Source organism: Pseudomonas sp. BSw22131 (assembly GCF_026810445.1).
Taxonomy (GTDB): Bacteria; Pseudomonadota; Gammaproteobacteria; order Pseudomonadales; family Pseudomonadaceae; genus Aquipseudomonas; species Aquipseudomonas huanghezhanensis.
This window is the reverse complement of the sequence record NZ_CP113949.1, coordinates 3,857,754-3,878,415: the sequence shown is the minus strand read 5'-3', so window position 1 is coordinate 3,878,415 and position 20,662 is coordinate 3,857,754. Positions and strand designations below refer to the sequence as shown.

At 56.7% G+C, this 20,662-nt stretch carries 9 protein-coding genes; 6 read left to right on the top strand and 3 right to left on the bottom strand.

The window, feature by feature from the left end; translation table 11 throughout:
- Positions 1-278: 278 nt before the first annotated feature.
- From OYW20_RS17370 to OYW20_RS17355, 4 genes are all read left to right on the top strand, one after another.
- On the top strand, positions 279-5,135 hold the full coding sequence (locus OYW20_RS17370; protein WP_268797172.1) for an NAD-glutamate dehydrogenase: 4,857 nt from the start codon (positions 279-281) through the stop codon (positions 5,133-5,135).
- A 274-nt stretch (positions 5,136-5,409) separates the two neighbouring features.
- Positions 5,410-9,825 (top strand): RHS repeat-associated core domain-containing protein, encoded by a 4,416-nt coding sequence (locus OYW20_RS17365; RefSeq protein ID WP_268797171.1) that lies wholly within the window; start codon positions 5,410-5,412, stop codon positions 9,823-9,825.
- A gap of 524 nt (positions 9,826-10,349) precedes the next feature.
- Positions 10,350-10,811 carry a hypothetical protein gene (locus tag OYW20_RS17360; protein WP_268797170.1) on the top strand — a complete coding sequence of 154 codons (462 nt, stop codon included), beginning with the start codon at positions 10,350-10,352 and terminating at the stop codon, positions 10,809-10,811.
- A gap of 418 nt (positions 10,812-11,229) precedes the next feature.
- On the top strand, positions 11,230-11,595 hold the full coding sequence (locus OYW20_RS17355; protein WP_268797169.1) for a hypothetical protein: 366 nt from the start codon (positions 11,230-11,232) through the stop codon (positions 11,593-11,595).
- 1,267 nt (positions 11,596-12,862) lie between these two features.
- Here OYW20_RS17355 and OYW20_RS17350 read toward each other — a convergent pair.
- Positions 12,863-13,765 (bottom strand): LysR family transcriptional regulator, encoded by a 903-nt coding sequence (locus OYW20_RS17350; protein WP_268797168.1) that lies wholly within the window; start codon positions 13,763-13,765, stop codon positions 12,863-12,865.
- 105 nt (positions 13,766-13,870) lie between these two features.
- On the opposite strand from OYW20_RS17350, the gene OYW20_RS17345 reads away from it, so the two are divergent.
- Positions 13,871-15,235, top strand: coding sequence for an MFS transporter (locus OYW20_RS17345; RefSeq protein ID WP_268797167.1), 1,365 nt, complete (start codon positions 13,871-13,873; stop codon positions 15,233-15,235).
- Positions 15,232-16,506, top strand: a complete 1,275-nt coding sequence (locus tag OYW20_RS17340; protein ID WP_268797166.1) for a glucarate dehydratase family protein — start codon at positions 15,232-15,234, stop codon at positions 16,504-16,506. The genes OYW20_RS17345 and OYW20_RS17340 overlap by 4 nt, the downstream gene beginning before the upstream one ends.
- A gap of 207 nt (positions 16,507-16,713) precedes the next feature.
- Here the strand turns inward: OYW20_RS17340 and OYW20_RS17335 are convergent, their stop codons facing one another.
- Positions 16,714-17,586 (bottom strand): undecaprenyl-diphosphate phosphatase, encoded by an 873-nt coding sequence (locus tag OYW20_RS17335; RefSeq protein ID WP_268797165.1) that lies wholly within the window; start codon positions 17,584-17,586, stop codon positions 16,714-16,716.
- A 424-nt stretch (positions 17,587-18,010) separates the two neighbouring features.
- Positions 18,011-20,620 carry a bifunctional aconitate hydratase 2/2-methylisocitrate dehydratase gene (acnB, locus tag OYW20_RS17330; RefSeq protein ID WP_268797164.1) on the bottom strand — a complete coding sequence of 870 codons (2,610 nt, stop codon included), beginning with the start codon at positions 20,618-20,620 and terminating at the stop codon, positions 18,011-18,013.
- Positions 20,621-20,662: the final 42 nt, after the last annotated feature.

The following is a 20,662-nucleotide window of genomic DNA, read 5'->3' as shown; positions in this document are numbered from 1 at the left end:
CGCACCGCAAGCACGCATTGCGCCGCTGTCGTTAAGCTGCGAAGCAGATGAACGGCTATACAGCCAAGCCTGCCTGGGTAACGCGGTACTGCAGTTCATTCAGTCAAACAGATGTGACGACGCACACACGACAAGCGTTAGTACTTAAGCAAAGCGATACGCATCGCTCGCTGTCACGTTTTGCTGACTATCATCGAACAGGCGCAAACGAGACACTCGACCCAGCACCACGCATCTCTCCTAAGACCGTATATAAAAGCCCAAGCGGAGTACCAAAGATGGCGTTCTTCACCGCAGCCAGCAAGTCTGACTTTCAGCACCAACTGCGAGCGGCACTGGCCCAGCACATCAACGAGCAGGCACTGCCACAAGTGGCGCTGTTCGCTGAGCAATTCTTCGGCATCATTTCACTGGACGAGCTGACCCAGCGTCGGCTCTCCGATCTGGCAGGCTGCACCCTTTCTGCCTGGCGTTTACTTGAGCGCTTTCAGCACGACACCCCGCAAGTGCGGGTCTACAACCCCGATTACGAACGCCATGGCTGGCAGTCCACCCACACCGCCGTGGAAGTCCTGCATCACGATTTGCCTTTTCTGGTCGACTCGGTACGCACCGAGCTCAACCGTCGCGGCTACAGCATCCACACCCTGCAAACCACCGTATTGAGTGTGCGTCGCGACGCCAACGGCCAACTGGTCGAGCTGCTGCCCAAGGGCACGGCTGGCGAAGATGTGCTGCAAGAATCCCTGATGTACCTGGAAATCGACCGTTGCGCGAAGGCCGCCGAGCTGAATGTGCTGGCCCGCGAACTGGAGCAGGTGCTGGGTGAAGTAAGGGTCGCGGTACAAGACTTCGGCCCCATGAAAGCCAAGCTCAACGAATTGCTGACCGGTGTCGACAGCACCGAATTCAACGTCGATGCCCAGGAAAAAGCCGAGATCAAGGCGTTCCTGGAATGGCTGGAAGACAACCACTTCACGTTCCTGGGCTACGAAGAGTTCACTGTCAGCGGCGATGGCGACGGCGGTCAGTTGACCTACGACCCTGCCTCGTTCCTGGGCCTGACCCGACTGCTGCGCGCCGGACTCACCGCTGAAGACCTGCAAATCGAAGGCTACGCGGTCAAATACCTGAACGAGCCGACGCTGCTGTCGTTCGCCAAGGCCGCCCATCCAAGTCGCGTTCACCGTCCGGCTTATCCGGATTACGTGTCGATTCGTCAGATCGACGCCAGCGGCAAGGTGATCAAGGAAAGCCGCTTCATGGGGCTTTACACCTCGTCGGTGTATGGCGAGAGCGTGCGGGAAATCCCGTACATCCGCCGCAAGGTCGCCGAGATCGAACACCGCTCCGGTTTCCATCCCAAGGCTCACCTGGGCAAGGAACTGGCTCAGGTGGTTGAAGTATTGCCGCGCGACGACCTGTTCCAGACACCGGTGGACGAGCTGTTCAGTACCGTGATGTCCATCGTGCAGATCCAGGAGCGCAACAAGATTCGCGTGTTCCTGCGCAAAGATCCTTACGGACGTTTCTGCTACTGCCTGGCCTATGTACCGCGCGACGTTTACTCGACCGAAGTGCGCCAGAAGATCCAGCAAGTTCTGACGGACCGCCTGAAGGCCAGCGATTGTGAGTTCTGGACCTTCTTCTCTGAGTCGGTGCTGGCCCGTGTGCAACTGATCCTGCGCGTGGACCCGAAAGTCGCACTGGACGTCGACGCGCAACAGCTGGAGAACGAAGTCATCCAGGCCTGCCGGTCGTGGAAAGACGACTACGCCAGCCTTGTCGTCGAGAGCTTCGGCGAAGCCCATGGCACCAGCGTTCTGGCTGACTTCCCGAAAGGGTTCCCGGCAGGTTATCGCGAGCGTTTCGCCGCGCATTCGGCCGTGGTCGACATGCAGCACTTGCTCAACCTGAGCGAAGCCAATCCGCTGGTCATGAGCTTCTATCAGCCGCTGTCGGGCGACAAGGCACAGCTGCATTGCAAGCTGTACCACGCCGACACGCCGCTGGCGCTGTCCGACGTGCTGCCGATTCTGGAAAACCTCGGCCTGCGCGTGCTGGGTGAATTCCCGTATCGTCTGCGTCACAAGAGCGGCCGCGAGTTCTGGATCCATGACTTTGCGTTCACGGCCGGCGAAGGCCTGAACCTGGACATCCAGCAACTCAACGACACGTTGCAGGACGCGTTTGTCCATATCGTCAGCGGCGATGCCGAGAATGACGCGTTCAACCGCCTGGTATTGACCGCAGGCTTGCCGTGGCGTGATGTGGCGCTGCTGCGTGCCTACGCGCGTTACCTCAAGCAGATTCGCCTGGGCTTCGATCTGGGTTACATCGCCAGCACGCTTAACAACCACACTGACATCGCCCGGGAGCTGACGCGTCTGTTCAAGACCCGTTTCTATCTGGCGCGCAAGTTGACCAGCGACGATCTGGAAGACAAGCAACAGCGTCTCGAACAGGCAATTCTGTCGGCCCTGGACGACGTTCAGGTCCTCAACGAAGACCGCATCCTGCGTCGTTACCTGGACCTGATCAAAGCCACCCAGCGCACCAACTTCTACCAGACCGACGCCAACGGGCAGAACAAGAGCTACTTCAGCTTCAAGTTCAACCCGCGTCAGATTCCCGAACTGCCCAAGCCGGTGCCGAAGTTTGAAATCTTCGTCTATTCACCGCGCGTCGAAGGCGTCCACCTGCGTTTCGGCAACGTTGCCCGTGGCGGCCTGCGCTGGTCCGACCGTGAAGAAGATTACCGCACCGAAGTGCTCGGCCTGGTTAAAGCCCAGCAAGTGAAAAACTCGGTCATCGTGCCGGTGGGTGCGAAGGGTGGCTTCCTGCCGCGTCGCCTGCCATTGGGCGGTGGACGCGACGAGATCCAGGCAGAAGGCATCGCCTGCTACCGCATCTTCATTTCCGGTCTGCTGGACATCACCGACAATCTGAAAGAAGGCGAGCTGGTGCCGCCGCTCAACGTGGTCCGTCACGATGATGATGACCCGTACCTGGTGGTCGCCGCCGACAAAGGCACCGCGACGTTCTCCGACATCGCCAACGGCATCGCCATCGACTACGGCTTCTGGCTGGGTGATGCATTTGCCTCGGGCGGCTCCGCCGGTTACGACCACAAGAAAATGGGCATCACTGCCAAAGGCGCGTGGGTGGGTGTGCAGCGTCACTTCCGCGAGCGCGGCATCAATGTCCAGCAAGACACCACAACGGTGATCGGCATTGGCGACATGGCGGGCGATGTGTTCGGTAACGGCTTGCTGATGTCCGACAAGCTGCAAATGGTGGCTGCGTTCAACCACCTGCATATCTTCATCGATCCGAATCCGGACCCGGCCAGCAGTTTTGCCGAGCGTCAGCGTCTGTTCGACCTGCCGCGCTCGTCGTGGACCGACTACGACATCGGTCTGATGTCCCCGGGCGGCGGTATCTTCCCGCGCAGCCTGAAAAGCATCAGCATCACGCCGCAGATGAAAGAGCGTTTCGACATCCAGGCCGACAAACTGACCCCGACCGAACTGATGCACGCGCTGCTCAAGGCGCCGGTGGATCTGTTGTGGAACGGCGGCATCGGCACGTACGTCAAGTCCAGTGACGAAACCCACGCTGATGTCGGCGACAAGGCCAACGACGCGTTGCGCGTCAACGGCAACCAGTTGCGCTGCAAAGTGGTGGGCGAGGGCGGCAACTTGGGCATGACGCAGTTGGGGCGTGTCGAGTTCGGCCTGAATGGCGGCGCGACCAACACCGACTTCATCGATAACGCCGGTGGTGTGGACTGCTCCGACCACGAAGTGAACATCAAGATCCTGCTCAACGAAGTGGTCCAGGCCGGCGACATGACCGAGAAGCAGCGCAACCTGCTGCTTGAAAGCATGACCGACGAAGTGGGCAGCCTGGTGCTGGGTAACAACTACAAGCAGACCCAGGCGCTGTCTGTGGCGGCGCGCCGTGCTTACGAGCGGATCGCCGAATACAAGCGCCTGATGAGCGATCTTGAGGCACGCGGCAAACTGGACCGTGCCATCGAGTTCCTCCCGGCCGAAGACCAGATCGCCGAGCGTGTAGCCGACAAGAAAGGCCTGACACGCGCCGAGCTGTCGGTGCTGATTTCCTACAGCAAGATCGACCTCAAAGAAGCGCTGCTGGAGTCCCGCGTACCGGACGACGATTACCTGGCTCGCGACATGGAAACTGCGTTTCCGCCTTCGCTGGGCGCGAAGTATTCTGAATCCATGCGTCGCCATCGCCTGAAGCGCGAAATCGTCAGCACTCAGATCGCCAACGATCTGGTCAACCACATGGGCATCACCTTCGTGCAGCGGCTCAAAGAGTCGACCGGCATGAGCGCAGCCAACGTGGCCGGTGCCTATGTGATCGTGCGGGACATCTTCCACCTGCCGCACTGGTTCCGTCAGATCGAGGCGCTGGACTACAAGGTTCCGGCTGAAATCCAGCTGACCTTGATGGACGAGCTGATGCGCCTGGGTCGCCGCGCAACCCGCTGGTTCCTGCGCAGCCGTCGCAACGAGCTGGATGCGGGGCGTGATGTGGCGCACTTCGGTCCACACATCGCGACGCTGGGCCTGAAGCTCGACGAGTTGCTCGAAGGCCCGACACGCGATCTCTGGCAGGCGCGCTACGAAGAGTACGTAGAAGCCGGTGTGCCTGAGTTGCTGGCACGCATGGTCGCGGGTACCAGCCATTTGTACACGCTGCTGCCCATCATCGAAGCCTCCGACGTCACCGGGCAGAATGCTGCCGACGTGGCCAAGGTTTACTTCGCCGTAGGCAGTTCGCTCGACGTGACCTGGTACTTGCAGCAGATCAGCTCACTGCCGGTGGAAAACAACTGGCAGGCGCTGGCACGTGAAGCGTTCCGTGACGATATCGACTGGCAACAGCGTGCGATCACGGTCTCGGTGCTGCAAATGGCCAACGGTCCGGCAGACGTAGAAGAACGCCTGAACCTGTGGCTGGAGCAACATCTGCCGATGGTCGAGCGCTGGCGTGCGATGCTGGTCGAGTTGCGTGCAGCGAGCGGTAATGATTACGCGATGTATGCGGTCGCTAACCGTGAGTTGCTGGACCTGGCCATGAGCGGGCAAACCGCTGTGGTGTGATGGTTTTAGCTGAGCTGTAACAAGAGCCCTGCATCGAGAGATGTGGGGCTTTTTTATTGCCAAAAGGCCGACAGGTTGAAGCGTTTACACAGCGTTTAAAACACACCGTCATCGACGCCTGAGCGGGGCGTTTCGCTATCAAAGGTGGGATCCAGAACATCAGTTTGTAGTCCTCTTCTGAAAAGCGCGAAGTCCGCGCTTATTGTGTTTCTGCGCTCGGACACACGCTTTCATCGCCCGTAGATTGCGCCGCTTTTCAAGCGCGGATCACGGAATGTCGGATGCACTTTGGGCCGCTCGCCAGGGCGATGCCCTCGCTCACACGTCAGCAATGGCCGACGTCCTGGGTGGCGTGATGGAGATCGCGGCCGGGATCGCCATCGCCGTCGCACTTAAGGCTGCGATTGTCGCTGCTGCAGAATTCACGGTTGTCACCGGCGGACTTGGCGCTTGTGTGCTGGGCCTGGTCATAAGTGTCTCCGTCGGCGTAGGCATGCAGGCCACCGGCACTAATGAGAGCATCCATCAATTTTGCGAGGCGTTTGCCAACGACCTCTTTGCGCCGACGATCTGCGCGCACATCAGCAGCGGCTCGCCCAACGTATTCATCAATGGCCTGCCTGCCGCGCGTGCGGCGGGTGTTGTCTCTTCGAATCCCTCCGGTCTTTCGGACGACCCTGCTCCGGAAGGCACCTTCCTCGATATCGTCAAAGGCTTCTTCGTGGAGCTCTGGCGACCCACGATGGCATCGCCTGTCGAAGGCGCATCGCCCAGGCCGCTGGATCAGGTGACCTGTGAGCGCCATGCGCCGATGCCTGTCCAGTACATCGCTGAAGGCTCGGACCGGGTTTTCATTAACGGCCAGCCCGCCGTGCGCAGTGGAGACCGCAGCACCTGCGAAGCAACAGTAGTTTCTGCGGTGCATATCTCCCCAAACGTGCGCATCGGCGGCAACAAGCTGGTGGTGCGGACGATCCGCAGTGGCAAGACGCCCGGTGTAGCACTGGCGGTCAACGTGCTGATGATGCTCCGGGGTGGGCCTGCGAAGTTCGTCAGTAATCTGCCGTGCATGCTGGCTGGCAGTGTCAACGCATATGGCGTCAGTCAGGTAACGGGGGCGCTAAGTCGGGCGGTTTCCGGGGCGCCGCATCCTGTGCATGCGGCGACTGGCGCGAAAGTGCTAGGTGGTGTCGAGGACCTGGATTTCGCTTTGCCGGGTGTCATGTCCATCGAGTGGCAACGCTTCTACAACAGTCGGGATGATCGATGCGATGGTCTGTTTGGCGCGCGCTGGAGCGTCCCGTTTGAAGTCAGCGTATGTATCGAGTTGCATCAGGGCGGTGGCGAGCGGCTGATCTATACCGACGAGCAGGCGCGACAAATCGACTTGGGGTCGATTTCTCCGGGCGGTGCAGTGTTCAGCGCTGGCGAAGGGCTCGCAGTGCGACGGCACGACGACGGACGATTGTTGGTCGAGAGCGAAGACGGGCTTTATCGACTGTTTGAACTCACGTCGCCCGATTCATGCCGTTTGCGTCTGAGCCAATTGGGCGATCGCAACGACAATCGGATTTATCTGGATTACGACGCCGAGGGTCGCCTTGCTCAGTTGCGCGACACCTTCGATGTGTTACGCGTGGCGTTGACTTATTCGCAGCGGTGGTCAGGCCGTGTCGAGCGCGTCGAGCGTTTGTTTCCAGACGATCCTGCTGAAGTGCTGGCGAGCTATGCCTTCGACGATGCGGGTGACTTGATAGAAGTCAGCGATACCTGCGGGCATGTTCAACGCCGATTTGTCTATGACGGCGCCCGGCGTATGGTCGAGCATCAATTGCCCACCGGTTTGCGCTGCTTTTATGAATGGGGTCCGGTTGCTGAGCTGGAATGGCGGGTCATTCGTCACTGGACGGATGAGGGCGAAGAGTACGGTTTTGATTACGATTTGAGTTCCGGCAGCACGGTTGTCACCGATGGCCTGGGCCGGCGAAGCACACGATGCTGGAACCCTCAGCATCAAGTTACGGAATACACGGACTGCCTCGGACAGGTGTGGCGCTTTCGCTGGAACGACGAGCGGCAGTTGCTCGGTGCGACCGATCCTCAAGGTGGTCAGTGGCACTACACCTATGACGAGGCGGGAAATCTCAGCACCACTGAAGATCCGCTTGGCCGAATCGAACTGACCGATTGGCTGGAGCTCTGGTCTTTGCCTCGTGTGGAAACAGACGCCGCGGGCAATAGCTGGCACTACCGCTATGACGCGCGGGGTAACTGCACCCGGCAAGTTGATCCTCTGGGGCATGTCACCCAGTACCGCTATGACGAGCGCGGTCAGGTGGCACAGGTCATCGACGCCACCGGTAAAACCAGAAAAATGCGCCGGAACGGGTTGGGTCAATTGACCGAATACGCCGACTGCTCCGGTTATCCCACCCGTTTCACTTACGACCATCGTGGCTGGCTGCAGGTCGTCACCGATGCACTGAACGAACAAACCGTTTACCACCGTGACGCTCAGGGTCGAGTCGTGGGTAGACGGCTGGCAGATGGACGGGTTGAACAGTATCAACGCGATGGCTGCGGCTTGGTCATCGGCTATACCGACCCCGCAGGCAGCACAACGCGATTCACCTACGACCGCCATGGACGCGTACGAAAGCGTTCTGATGCTCTCCGGCGTCAGGTGGAGTCAAGTCATGATGCTTATGGGCGCTTGCAGACGCTGAGTAACGAAAACGGCGAATGTTATCGATTTTTTTGGGATGCCGGGGATCGGTTGGCGGCGCAGCAGGGACTGGATGGCGGTCAGCTTCGCTATAGCTATGACGGGCTCGACAATCCTGTTCGTGTGGAGCAACTGGCTGCGGTCCATCAGGATGAGCCCGCTGTCGATTCCATCGTCTACTCGCTGGAGCGCGATGCCATCGGCAGGTTGCTCGCGAAAACGACAGCAGACGGTCGCACGGAATACCGCCATGACGACCTGGATCGATTGATCGGTGTCAGCTTTACCGATTCGCAGAACCGGCAGCAACGCGTCGACTTTGCCTACGATCCCCTCAGCCAGTTACTGGCCGAACACACTGCCGCTGGCACTTTGCAACATCGCTACGACGAACTGGGCAATCTGAGCCAGACACGGTTGCCCGATGGCCGCTGGCTCAACCGTCTGCACTACGGCAGTGGGCACCTGCACCAGATCAATCTCGACAGTGAGGTGATCAGTGATTTCGAGCGTGATCAGCTGCATCGTGAAGTATTGCGCACACAGGGCCAGGTCAGTACCAGCAGCCAGTACGACCGCAGCGGCCGACTGCGATCAAGGGCGCGCCGAGTTGTCGCAGGTCAATATCGATCCCCGGCTGAAGGCTCCCGAGAATACGAATACGACCTCGCTGACAACCTGATTGGCCGGCTGGATAAAAACAGTCAGAACGAGCGGAGAACGCTGCTGCACTACGACGGCACCGCACGCATCATGGCCAGTCAGGAAAACCCTGGCGGCCAGCACGAAATGTTCGCCTACGATGCCGCCGCGAATCTGCTGGAAGGCTCGCCGTCGAGTGCCGGGCCGGTCCAGCACAACAGGCTGATGGTCTACGAGGACAAGCGCTTTCGCTACGACGGCTTCGGCCGAATGATCGAAAAACGCAGCATTCGTCATGGCACGCAGCAGTTCGCCTATGATGCCGAAAGTCGCTTGATCGAAGTCCGCAATCCGAACGGCAATATCGTGCGCATGACCTACGACCCACTGGGTCGGCGCATCGGCAAGACGGAACACACCCGCGACGGCTACCTGACAGGCGAAACCTCATTTGGCTGGGACGGCTTGCGTCTGTTGCAGGAAACTCGAAGCTCCCTCATCAGCCTGTACGTCTATGGCGATAACGGTCATGAGCCTCTGGCCCGAGTCGACGGCAGCGGCGAACATCAAAAAATTCGCTACTACCATAACGACCTCAACGGCGCGCCGGAACGCCTCACTGAAACCGACGGCGATCCCGTTTGGCTGGCGCGCTACAAGGTGTGGGGCAACACCCGCGAAGAGCACCGCAAACCGCATTTCATCGAGGAGCAAAACCTCAGATTCCAAGGCCAATACCTGGATCGCGAAACCGGGTTGCACTACAACACCTTCAGATTCTACGACCCGGATGTAGGGCGGTTTACCACGCCCGATCCGATTGGGTTGGCGGGGGGATTGAATCTATATGCATACGCTCCCAACCCTGTAGGTTTGGCTGATCCATTAGGACTCGCCTGCGGGCCGGCAACCAGACAAAACTCCAGTGGTCGATGGATTGACGCGCATGGCAAGTATGCTAATCAGCCAAGTGTTTCCAGACTGCCGTCACTTAGCGGGAGGTCAGTAGGTCACGTCCAGTCTGTTCTGCAAAACAGCGGTTTCGTCCTGACCAACCCCGCAAACCCACGTAATCAGCGCTGGAAACACGCCGATGGGTCAGAGGTACAGATTCATGCTTACGGTGGCGTTAAAAATACCCGTCATAAGGAAGGGAATAATGCACATGCGCACAAGTCGATGAGGAAACATGGAGATGCTACAGCTATAGATTTGGCTAATGATGGGAAGACTATTGTTAGTCGCTATTCGTCTGCAGCTCATATAGGTATGAAGAATCCGATGGATTTTTCATCGATATCAGGTCGCTCGCACGGCCAGTAGGAGCAAACAGTTATGTCCGCGGAGTTCTACATCACCTTCTGTAATCGAGACTGGTACACCTCGAACAGAAAAGTTCTAGAAGATAAAATTTCATCCTTGAGTACTTTTTCCAACAGGGATGGTCCTGCAGAGTTCTGGTTAACGGGCACTGAGCCACGACGCATTGATTGTTGGGAGTACGATGTGAGGTTATTCCTCGAGCCGCAATCTGTATTTCTCGAAATAAGCAGCCGCCCTCCTAGTGTAGAAATAGATTTGCAAGTTTTGTTTTTATGGCTAAGGCAGTTCACCGAAACCCATGTTGACGACGAGGACGGTGAGGCAACGAATTGGTGAGCAGGATAAAACTCTAAAACTGCTTGCGGTGGAATAAGAATGTTCGTTTTCAAGGTCGACTTGTCAGAACAGTTCTGAGCTCTGTCCCATCGGGCAGAGGCGGACTGTGTCGGATCTACGTCTGGCAGAAGCGATAGAAACTAAATCAAGGAGTTTTTCAAGTGTATACGCCATACCCAGGAAAATTGTTGAGTGATGAACTCGGGTTTCGAGTCTTAAAGTGTTACATCTATAAGTTCATAAAAAACAGAGTGGAGAAAAGACCAAGATTTGATGTGGGTATCATGGGATTCACTTCGAAAAAATATTTTTGGTTCAAAACGGCTCGGCCTCTGTTTGGAGACTATCATGCCATTTGTGAGTTGATAAGTTTAGATGCTCTCAAGAGGGAGGGTTTTCTCTCCGGCGAAAAAAAAGTTTATTTTATGCCTCAGTATACGCAAGGGGTGTCTAGAGGTAAGCGCAAGTCTAATGTGTATTGCAGTACTGGGATCGATGTAGTTGGCTATCTGTCTTCAATGAATATTAATGATTTGCAAAATATAACCATCTTCAGTAGTCGCTTCACGTGGGCGGTTGATTTGTATGAAGATACTCTTCCTCGGACTGAGAATGATATGGATATATTGATCTATATCAAACGGCCTTGAATTTATGAGATCGTTTTTTTCAGCTAAAGTCCAAGTCACACCTTCGGTAGTGGTACACGTCAAACAAAAGGTTACCCGCATCAACAGGTTTACTGCCGCTGCGCGCCAGATCGCGGGACAAGCCGCGCTCCTACGCCCTTCGGGCAGAAGCGCAATGTGGCGACCCCTAGATTGATTTCTGTCTTGGCCGTCATGGGAGCGTTATTGAAACTCATCACTACCGTTCAGCATGTTTAACAAGTTTCTCGACGTCTGACGTGTTAGGGATCAAAGCTTCTTAGAGGATTAAAATTGTATGTGGACGCCCTATCCTGGAAAACTTATAGATGACGACCTCGGATTTCGGATTTTAAAATGTTACATCTATAAATTTGTAAAGAGGAACGTAGAGAGAAGGCCTAGATTTGATGTGAATACCATGGGTTTTACTTCAAAAAAATATTTATGGTTTCATACCTTGCAGCCATTTTTTGGCGACTACAATCTTCCTGGAAATATCGAGAAACTAGAAAGCCTAAAAAGTGCGCGTTTTATATCCGAGGAAAAGAAAGTTTATTTCATGCCTCAATATATTCAGGAGATGGTCAAAGGCAAACGTAAGTCTTGTATCTATTGTTGTTCCGGCGTGGAGGTGAAAAAGTACCTTTGTTCGATGAGTGTCTACGACTTGCAAAATCTTGTTATATTCAGTAGTCGGTTAAACTGGGCGATTGATATTCTCGATGATACGCTTCCGGGCTCTGATAATGATTTGGATGTGTTGATCTACGTTAAGAGGCCCTAATTTGGCTGATTGCTCTTGATATAAAATGATAGTACTGATGAGAAGAGTATCTATGTCAGCTGAATTTTACGTCACGTTTAATAATCGGTGCTGGTTAAACTCTAACAAAGGATTAATAGAAGAAAAAATCTCGTCACTAAGTACCTTTTGTAAAAAAATGGTGAAGCAGAGTTTTGGTTGATGGGTACCGAGCCACGACGCGTTAAAGATTGGGATTTCGATGTAATATTTTACATGGAGCCCGAGTTTATTTTTTTTAATCTGAGTAGTCGTCCCGTAAGTGTAGGGCGAGATCTGAAGAGTCTATTCGCTTGGTTGAGAGAGGTTACAGACATCCATATAAAGGATGAAGACGGAGAGCCATCGGGGTGGTGAAGGTGCTCAAACGGAGTTGTTTCCTTTCCGCAGTCTGACGACGAAGCCTGTATCGGCCGCTAGAACTTCTGTCGCTATTGGGTCTAGTAGGAAATCCGTAGACGATTCTTGTAGGGACTTGTAGAAGGTTTACTCGTATTCCTGCGTCATGCAGGGTCCATAACACTCATTTTGGAGTCGGTCTGAATGTGTACACCTTATCCCGGGAAACTGTTAGCCGATGAGCTTGGGTTTCGTGTTCTGAAGTGTTACATCTACAAATTTACAAAGCGTAATATACTGAGAAAGCCAAGGTTTGACGTGGAGACCATGAGTTTCAGCGGAAAGAAGTATTTTTGGTTCAGGACGGGCCGTCCTTTGTTAGGAGACTATCATTTTGCTGATAGCTTCATAACGTTGGAAGATCTAAAAAGAGAAAGTTTTCTTTCCTGTGAGGAAAGAGTTTACTTTATGCCTCGTTATATCCAGGGGGAGGTGAAAGCCAAGCGCAAGTCCCATGTGTATTGCAGTTCTGGTAGGGATGTCGTCGGCTATCTCTCTGTGATGAATGTTGATGATTTGCAAAATATAACTATTTTCAATAGTCGTTTCACGTGGGCAGTTGACTTGTATGAGGACACCCTTCCGGGCTCTGATAGAGATATGGATATCTTGATCTATATAAAAAGACCCTAGAGAGTTTGGGTCGCTTATTTAAAAGATACTTCGAAATCAGGTGGCTTTTCAAAAAGAAAAGACGCAGTGGAGCCATGTTGGTGTCGTAAACCCTTTATGCCCCTTGAAGCAGTACGCCGGCTTTGCCACACCATTGAGGGCTAGGTCATCCATGATGACGGCCCTCAGTTTTAGCCAGGCTCCCCGGCAGATCGGACGGTCTGTTTGTTCTGATAATTTACACTCCCCATCCCTCCCGTACCGCCCTTCGAATCCCCTCCAGCAACATCGCAAACGCCGGATTGTCATTGTGCTCGTGCCAGATCAAATGCAGCTCGCTCTGGACACCTTCGCCCAAATCGATATCGCGAAACACCACGTTCTTGAACACCACGCTGGTGGCGCAGCGAGGCACCAGGGCCAGGCCCATTCCGGCGTTAACCAAGGCCAGGATGGTCAGCGATGAGCCGAGCCATTGCACGTATTCCGGGGCGACGCGGGCAGAACGGAGCATGCCGGTCAGCAGTTCGTTGAACGGCGGGTAGGCGGCGTGGGAGTACATCAGAAAAGGCTGCGCATCGAGGTCTTTGACCGAGACAGTTTCAGCGCTCGCCAGCCGATGACGGCTAGGCACCGCCAATACAAACGGTTCACGCACCAGGCATTCGGTGGCGTATCCCCGCTCCAGCAACGGCGCGCGAACGATACCCAGATCGATACGCCGCGAACGCAGCGCTTCATGCTGCTGGTAGGTGTTCATCTCCGTCAGGTCGATTTTCACATGCGGCTGTTTGAGCCGTGCTTCGGCGATGACCTTGGGCAGGAACTCGTACACCGCGCTGCCGACGAAGCTGATATTGACCGAGCCAATGTCGCCCTCGGCAAAGCGGCGGGCGCTAACGGCGGCTTGCTGGGCGCGCTCCAGCAGGTTTTGCGCTTCGATGAAAAATGCGCGGCCGGCGGCGGTCAGGGCGACGCTGCGGGTGGTGCGGGTTAACAGTTCTACACCCAGGTGATGTTCCAGAAGTTGAATCTGTCGACTCAGGGGCGGTTGGGTCATGTTCAACCGTTCGGCGGCCCGGCGGAAATTCAGTTCCGTCGCCAACGTGGTGAAACAGCGCAGTTGAGTCAGCTCGAACATTGATCTAATTCCGGTATCAATAGAATGCCAATTTAGATTAGACGGGATCAATCTGCGCGTCCATGATCGGCTCGCCCCTAAAAAAATAATGAACGGGAGTGCCCCTTGAATACCCTTCAAAGTCCGCCTGATCCGAATGTGCTCGCCCGCGCTGCTGCCAAGGTGAAGCGTCACGTGCTGCCGCTATTCGTGGTGATGTTCATCGTCAACTACATCGACCGGGTCAACATTGGTTTCGTGCGCAGCCACCTGGAAGCCGACCTCGGTATCGGCGCAGCCGCCTACGGCCTGGGTGCCGGGTTGTTCTTTATCGGTTATGCGATATTCGAAGTCCCCTCCAACATGCTGCTGCAGCGTTACGGTGCCCGTGCCTGGCTGACGCGCATCATGTTTACTTGGGGCGCGGCGGCGATGGCAATGGCGTTTGTGCGCGGGGAAACCAGCTTCTATGTGCTGCGTTTTGTCCTCGGTGCAGCCGAAGCAGGCTTCTTTCCCGGCATCATTTACTACTTCACCCAATGGCTGCCGTCGACTGAACGTGGAAAGGCCATGGCGATTTTCCTCAGCGGTTCGGCCATCGCCTCGGTGATCTCCGGTCCCGTCTCCGGCGCACTGTTGAACGTCAGCGGCTTTAGCCTGCATGGCTGGCAGTGGATGTTCTTGATTGAAGGCTTTGCCTCGATCGTACTCTGTGGATTTGTGTGGTTCTGGTTGCAATCCCATCCGCGCGAGGCGAAATGGCTGAGCGCCGAGGAAAAGGACGCGCTGGTTGACGCCATCGCCCTGGAACAACGGGCCCGCGAAGCCACACAGACAGTCAAACCGTCGATGTTCAAGCTGCTGGCCGACAAGCAAATCGCGCTGTTCTGCTTCATCTACTTCTCCATTGCCCTGACCATCTACGGCGCCACGTTCTGGCTGCCGAGCATGATCAAAAAAATGGGCAACCTCGGTGATTTCCAGGTGGGCCTGTTCAACTCGATTCCGTGGATCATTTCGATCATCGCGATGTATGGCTTCGCCGCCATGGCCAGCAAATGGAAACACCAGCAAGCCTGGGTGGCCTTGACCCTGGTGATCGCCGCGTTCGGCATGTTCATGTCCACCATTGGCGGGCCGATCTTCGCCTTCGTCGCCATCTGTTTTGCCGCCATTGGGTTCAAAGCGGCCTCGGCATTGTTCTGGCCGATTCCGCAAGGCTATCTGGACGCTCGCATCGCCGCCGCCGTGATCGCCTTGATCAATTCCATCGGCAACCTCGGTGGCTTCGTCGCCCCGACAGCGTTCGGTTTCCTGGAGCAAAAAACCGGCTCCATCGAAGGCGGTCTCTACGGTTTGGCGGCCACTTCACTGGTCGCGGCTGTGGTGATCTTTTTTGCCCGCACCGCACCGCGTGGCGACGTCGCAACGCCTGAAAAATCCATCAGCCATCAAGCCTCGAGTTCAGGTTCGAAGGGAGCAGCCTCTTGAAAATCAAACGAGTCACCGTCACCCCAATCGCTTTCCGTGATCCGCCTCTACTGAACGCCAGTGGGATTCACGAACCTTTTGCGCTGCGCTCGATCATCGAGATCGAAAGCGACAATGGCTACATTGGCCTGGGTGAAAGCTACGGTGACGCCCCGGCGCTGTTGATCCAGCAGCAACTGCAAGACCAGTTAATCGGCCTCGACCCCTTCAACCTCAATCAACTGCGCCGCATCGTGCAAGCTACCGTGGCGGCGAACAAACCGACGAGCATTGCCGGTGCGGAACTGGCGCCGGGATCCCATGCCAGCAAAGCGGTGAGCAACGCGTATTCGGCGTTCGAAGTAGCTTGCCTGGATTTGCAGGCGCACTCGTTGAACGTGCCGTTGGTGGACTTGTTGGGCGGTGCGATTCGCGACGAGATCCCGTTTAGCGCCTACCTGTTCTTCAAATACGCCCAGCATGTCGATTCACCCTACAAACCCGACAGTTGGGGCGAAGCTCTAAACGAAGAGCAGATCGTCGCCCAGGCCCGACGCATGATCGAAGCCAACGGTTTCAAGAGCATCAAACTCAAGGCCGGCACGCTGCCACCGGAACACGAAGTGTTGTGCATCAAGGCGCTGAAAAAGGCTTTTCCCGGTTACCCGCTGCGCATCGACCCGAACGGCAATTGGTCGCTGGAAACCTCGATTCGCATGGCTGAATTGTTGGGTGATGACCTGCAATATTACGAAGACCCGACACCGGGCCTGGACGGTATGTCCGAACTGCACAAGCGCACCGGCATGCCGCTGGCGACCAACATGGTGGTCACCGATTTCGATGAATTCCGCCGCAGTGTTGCGTTAAACAGCGTGCAAATCGTCCTCGCCGACCATCACTACTGGGGCGGCCTGCGCGACACCCAGACGCTTGCGAAAATGTGCGACACGTTTGGCTTAGGCGTGTCGATGCATTCCAATTCCCATTTGGGCATCAGCCTGATGGCGATGGCGCATGTCGCCGCCGCGGTGCCCAATCTGGATTACGCCTGCGACACGCATTACCCTTGGCAGGAACCGGATGAAGAAGTGATCAAGGGCGGCAAAATACCCATCGTCGATGGCTGTGTGAAGATCACCCGTGCGCCCGGATTGGGTCTGGAGCTGGATCACGATCAACTGGGCAAGTTGCACGACCAGTACCTGACGTGCGGCATTCGTCAGCGCGATGACGTGAAACAGATGCAGCGTTACAAGCCGGAGTGGAAGGCGGTCAAGCCGCGCTTTTGAACGCTTCTTTCGTGATATCACCGTGTACCTGCGTGACGTTGGGCCGGTCTCATTACTGGATAAGATGAACCGGCTTCGCCGCATAACTTGAACCGCCGTATGCGCAGCCGTACGTGCGTTGGTGTGAGAGGACGGCGGGTGCGAACCCGCTTCCCACTCGATCGCGTTGCCTGAGCCGGTAAGTTGACGTTCTGCCGAGCGTCGTATTCAACTGAGCAAGCCCGTGCTCACCGCCACAATCAGGAAAATCCCCAGCGCTGCGCGATAGATCACGAACGGCCAGGTCGAGAAGCGCTCCAGAAATTTCATCAGCCCCCAGATCGCCAGGAACGCCGAGACACTGGCAACTACCAGACCAAACAGCAAGTGCGGCCAGGCGTTGGCCGCAAGTTCGGTATGGGACAGTACCCACAGTTCTTTCAAGCCCGCCAAGGCGATCGCCGGTAACCCGAGCAAAAAGGAAAAACGGGCTGCTTCCTCGCGCTTGAAGTTGAGAAACAGAGCGGCTGTCAGGGTCGAGCCCGAACGGGAGACCCCGGGAATCAACGCGCCTATCTGCGCAATCCCGACAATTAATGCATCGCGCAGGCGCATGTCGCCGACGGTACGGCGATGTCGCGCCGTCAGTTCTGCTGCGGCCATCAGCACCGCCATCAGCACGCAGGAAATACCGATCACCATCAGCCCACGCAACGGCGAGTTGCAAGCGTTCAGGGTTGACGACAACGCCACGCCAGCAATGCCGATGGGGATAGTTGCGAGAATGATCGCCACCGCCAACTTGAACCACCGGTTGTCGTAGTCTTTCTGGCGCAACGCTTGAACGCTGCCGGTCGCCACCTGGCGCACATCCTTCCAGAAATAACTGACCACTGCAGCCAATGCGGCCAATTGCATCGCTGCTGAAAACGCAGAACCAGGGTCCGGCCAGCCCAGCAGGGCGGGGACCACGCGCATGTGCGCGGTGGAAGATATGGGCAACAGCTCAGTGATGCCCTGAATCACGCCAAGGATGCCGATTTGCAGGTAATCCAGGGAGGCGAAGCCTACGTCAAGGCCGTTGGTACATGCGTTCGTCAAAGTACTTGCCTTGAAAATCATGAGGAGGAGGTGCGGCGGATTCTAGTGCAGGTGTATGCCCATTTCTGCGGCGCCAGGAAAAATACGCGATTGGTTCAGCAAACAGAAAGGTCGGGGGCGGGGGTAGGGCGACTCACTCATGCTTTGAGGTGGGAACGTGCTTGAGGCAAGCACGCGGATCATGAGCGCTGAGCCGGGCAGACGGGACAAACCCATGATCGCTGCTGCCCGCTCACGCGTTCGCAAAGGTCGGGTTGCGGCGAATGATCAGCGTGATGTTCTACACAGTGACTGGACATTTGGCGGGTGACTCAGCCTCAGGGCAGGAAGGCGCTTGATGAAGAGCCAAGCAGGTGTCGACGCCCATCGACAGGCAATAAAAAACCCCGCCGAAGCGGGGTTCTCATGACGCAGATTTCAGCGATTAAGCCTGAACAACCGGGATATTGGCGTTCGCAGCGGCTTCACGGAATTCGGCGATCTGGTCGAAGGACAGGTAGCGGTAAACATCAGCCGCCATGCTGTCGATCTTGCCCGCGTATTCCATGTACTCCTCGACGGTCGGCAGGCGACCAAGGATCGAGGCAACGGACGCCAACTCAGCCGAAGCCAGGTAAACGTTCGCGCCGTCACCCAGACGGTTCGGGAAGTTACGGGTCGACGTAGACACTACAGTGGCGTTCGGTTCTACGCGTGCCTGGTTGCCCATGCACAGCGAGCAGCCCGGCATTTCCATGCGCGCGCCAGCCTTGCCGTAGATGCCGTAGTAGCCTTCTTCGGTCAGTTGGTGAGCATCCATCTTGGTCGGCGGCGACAGCCACAGACGCGTTGGAAGCTGACCTTTGACTTGTTCGAGCAACTTGCCCGCAGCGCGGAAGTGGCCGATGTTGGTCATGCACGAACCGATGAACACTTCGTCGATCTTCTCGCCGGCAACGCTGGACAGCAGACGCGCGTCGTCCGGGTCGTTTGGCGCGCAGAGCACAGGCTCTTTGATGTCGGCCAGATCGATCTCGATGATTTCTTCGTACTCGGCATCAGCGTCCGCAACCATGAGTTCCGGATTGGCAACCCAGGCTTCCATCGCTTGAGCACGGCGCTCCAGAGTGCGCGGATCGCCGTAGCCCTGTTCGATCATCCAGCGCAGCAGGGTGATGTTCGAGTTCAGGTACTCGGTGATCGACTCTTTGGACAGCTTGATGGTGCAACCTGCGGCGGAGCGCTCGGCCGAGGCGTCGGAGAGTTCGAATGCTTGCTCGATGCTCAGGTTGTCCAGGCCTTCGATTTCCAGGATGCGACCCGAGAAGGCGTTTTTCTTGCCTTTTTTCTCGACGGTCAGCAAACCCTTCTGGATCGCGAAGTAAGGAATCGCGTGAACCAGGTCACGCAGGGTGATGCCCGGTTGCATCTCGCCCTTGAAGCGAACCAGGATCGATTCCGGCATGTCCAGTGGCATCACGCCAGTCGCAGCCGCGAACGCAACCAGACCGGAACCGGCCGGGAACGAAATCCCCATCGGGAAGCGGGTGTGCGAGTCGCCGCCGGTGCCGACGGTGTCCGGCAGCAGCATGCGGTTCAGCCAGCTGTGGATGATGCCGTCGCCCGGACGCAGGGAAACGCCGCCGCGGGTCATGATGAAGTCAGGCAGCGTGTGGTGCGTGGTCACGTCTATCGGCTTTGGATACGCCGCGGTGTGGCAGAAAGACTGCATCACCAGATCGGTGGAGAAGCCCAGGCACGCCAGGTCTTTCAGTTCGTCACGGGTCATTGGACCGGTGGTGTCCTGAGAGCCGACGGTGGTCATCTTCGGTTCGCAGTAGGTGCCAGGACGCACACCTTTGCCTTCCGGCAGACCGCACGCCTTGCCAACCATTTTCTGCGCCAGGGTGAAACCTTTGCCGGTGTCGACAGGAGCTTCTGGCAGCTTGAACAGGTCTGTTGGGCCCAGACCCAGCTCAGCACGCGCCTTGTCGGTCAGGCCACGGCCGATGATCAGCGGGATACGGCCGCCAGCGCGGACTTCGTCCAACAGCACCGGGGTCTTGAGTTCGAAGGTGGTGATGACTTCTTCGCTGTCGTGCTTGCAGACTTTGCCAGCGTACGGGTAGACGTCGATCACGTCGCCCATGTTGATGTTCGAGACATCGAATTCGATTGGCAGAGCGCCGGCATCTTCCATGGTGTTGTAGAAGATCGGGGCAATCTTGGTGCCGAAGCAGAAACCGCCAGCGCGCTTGTTCGGTACGTTCGGGACGTCGTCGCCGAAGAACCACAGCACCGAGTTGGTAGCCGACTTACGCGAAGAACCCGTGCCGACCACATCGCCGACGTAGGCGATAGGGAAACCCTGGCCGCGCATTTCTTCGATCTGTTTCATCGGGCCGATAGAGCCCTGAACGTCGGGCACGATGCCTTCGCGGGCCATCTTCAACATCGCAAGGGCGTGCAGCGGGATGTCTGGACGCGACCAGGCGTCAGGCGCTGGCGACAGGTCGTCGGTGTTGGTTTCGCCGGTAACCTTGAATACGCGCAGGCTGATCTTGTCGGCCAGCGTCGGGCGCTTGCTGAACCACTCGCCGTCAGCCCAGGACTGCAGAACGCCTTGGGCGATTGCATTACCGGTTTTGGCTTTTTCAGCGACGTCGTGGAATGCGTCGAACATCAGAAGGGTGTGCTTGAGTTGGTCGGCAGCGACCTGACCCAGTGCAGCGTCGTCCAGCAGGTCGACCATGGTCACAATGTTGTAACCGCCCTGCATGGTGCCGAGCAGCTCTACAGCGTGTTTACGGTCCAGCAGAGGGGAGGTGATTTCGCCCTTGGCCAGAGCGGACAGGAAACCGGCTTTGACGTAGGCAGCTTCGTCGACGCCAGGTGGAACGCGATTGGTGATCAGATCAAGCAGGAAAGCTTCTTCGCCAGCCGGTGGGTTTTTCAGCAGCTCGACCAGGCCTGCAGTTTGTTCGGCGTTAAGCGGCTGGGGCACGATACCCAGAGCGGCACGCTCTTCGATGTGTTTACGGTAGGCTTCAAGCACAGTATTACCCTCATCAGTGGTCCCAAATGGGTGTCCGGGACG

Bases quoted from the DNA above. Each gene is read 5' to 3' on its own strand.
- OYW20_RS17370 (WP_268797172.1), top strand. From the start codon at position 279: ATGGCGTTCTTCACCGCAGCCAGCAAGTCTGACTTTCAGCACCAACTG.
- OYW20_RS17365 (WP_268797171.1), top strand. From the start codon at position 5,410: ATGTCGGATGCACTTTGGGCCGCTCGCCAGGGCGATGCCCTCGCTCAC.
- OYW20_RS17355 (WP_268797169.1), top strand. From the start codon at position 11,230: ATGGGTTTTACTTCAAAAAAATATTTATGGTTTCATACCTTGCAGCCA.
- OYW20_RS17350 (WP_268797168.1), bottom strand. From the start codon at position 13,765: ATGTTCGAGCTGACTCAACTGCGCTGTTTCACCACGTTGGCGACGGAA.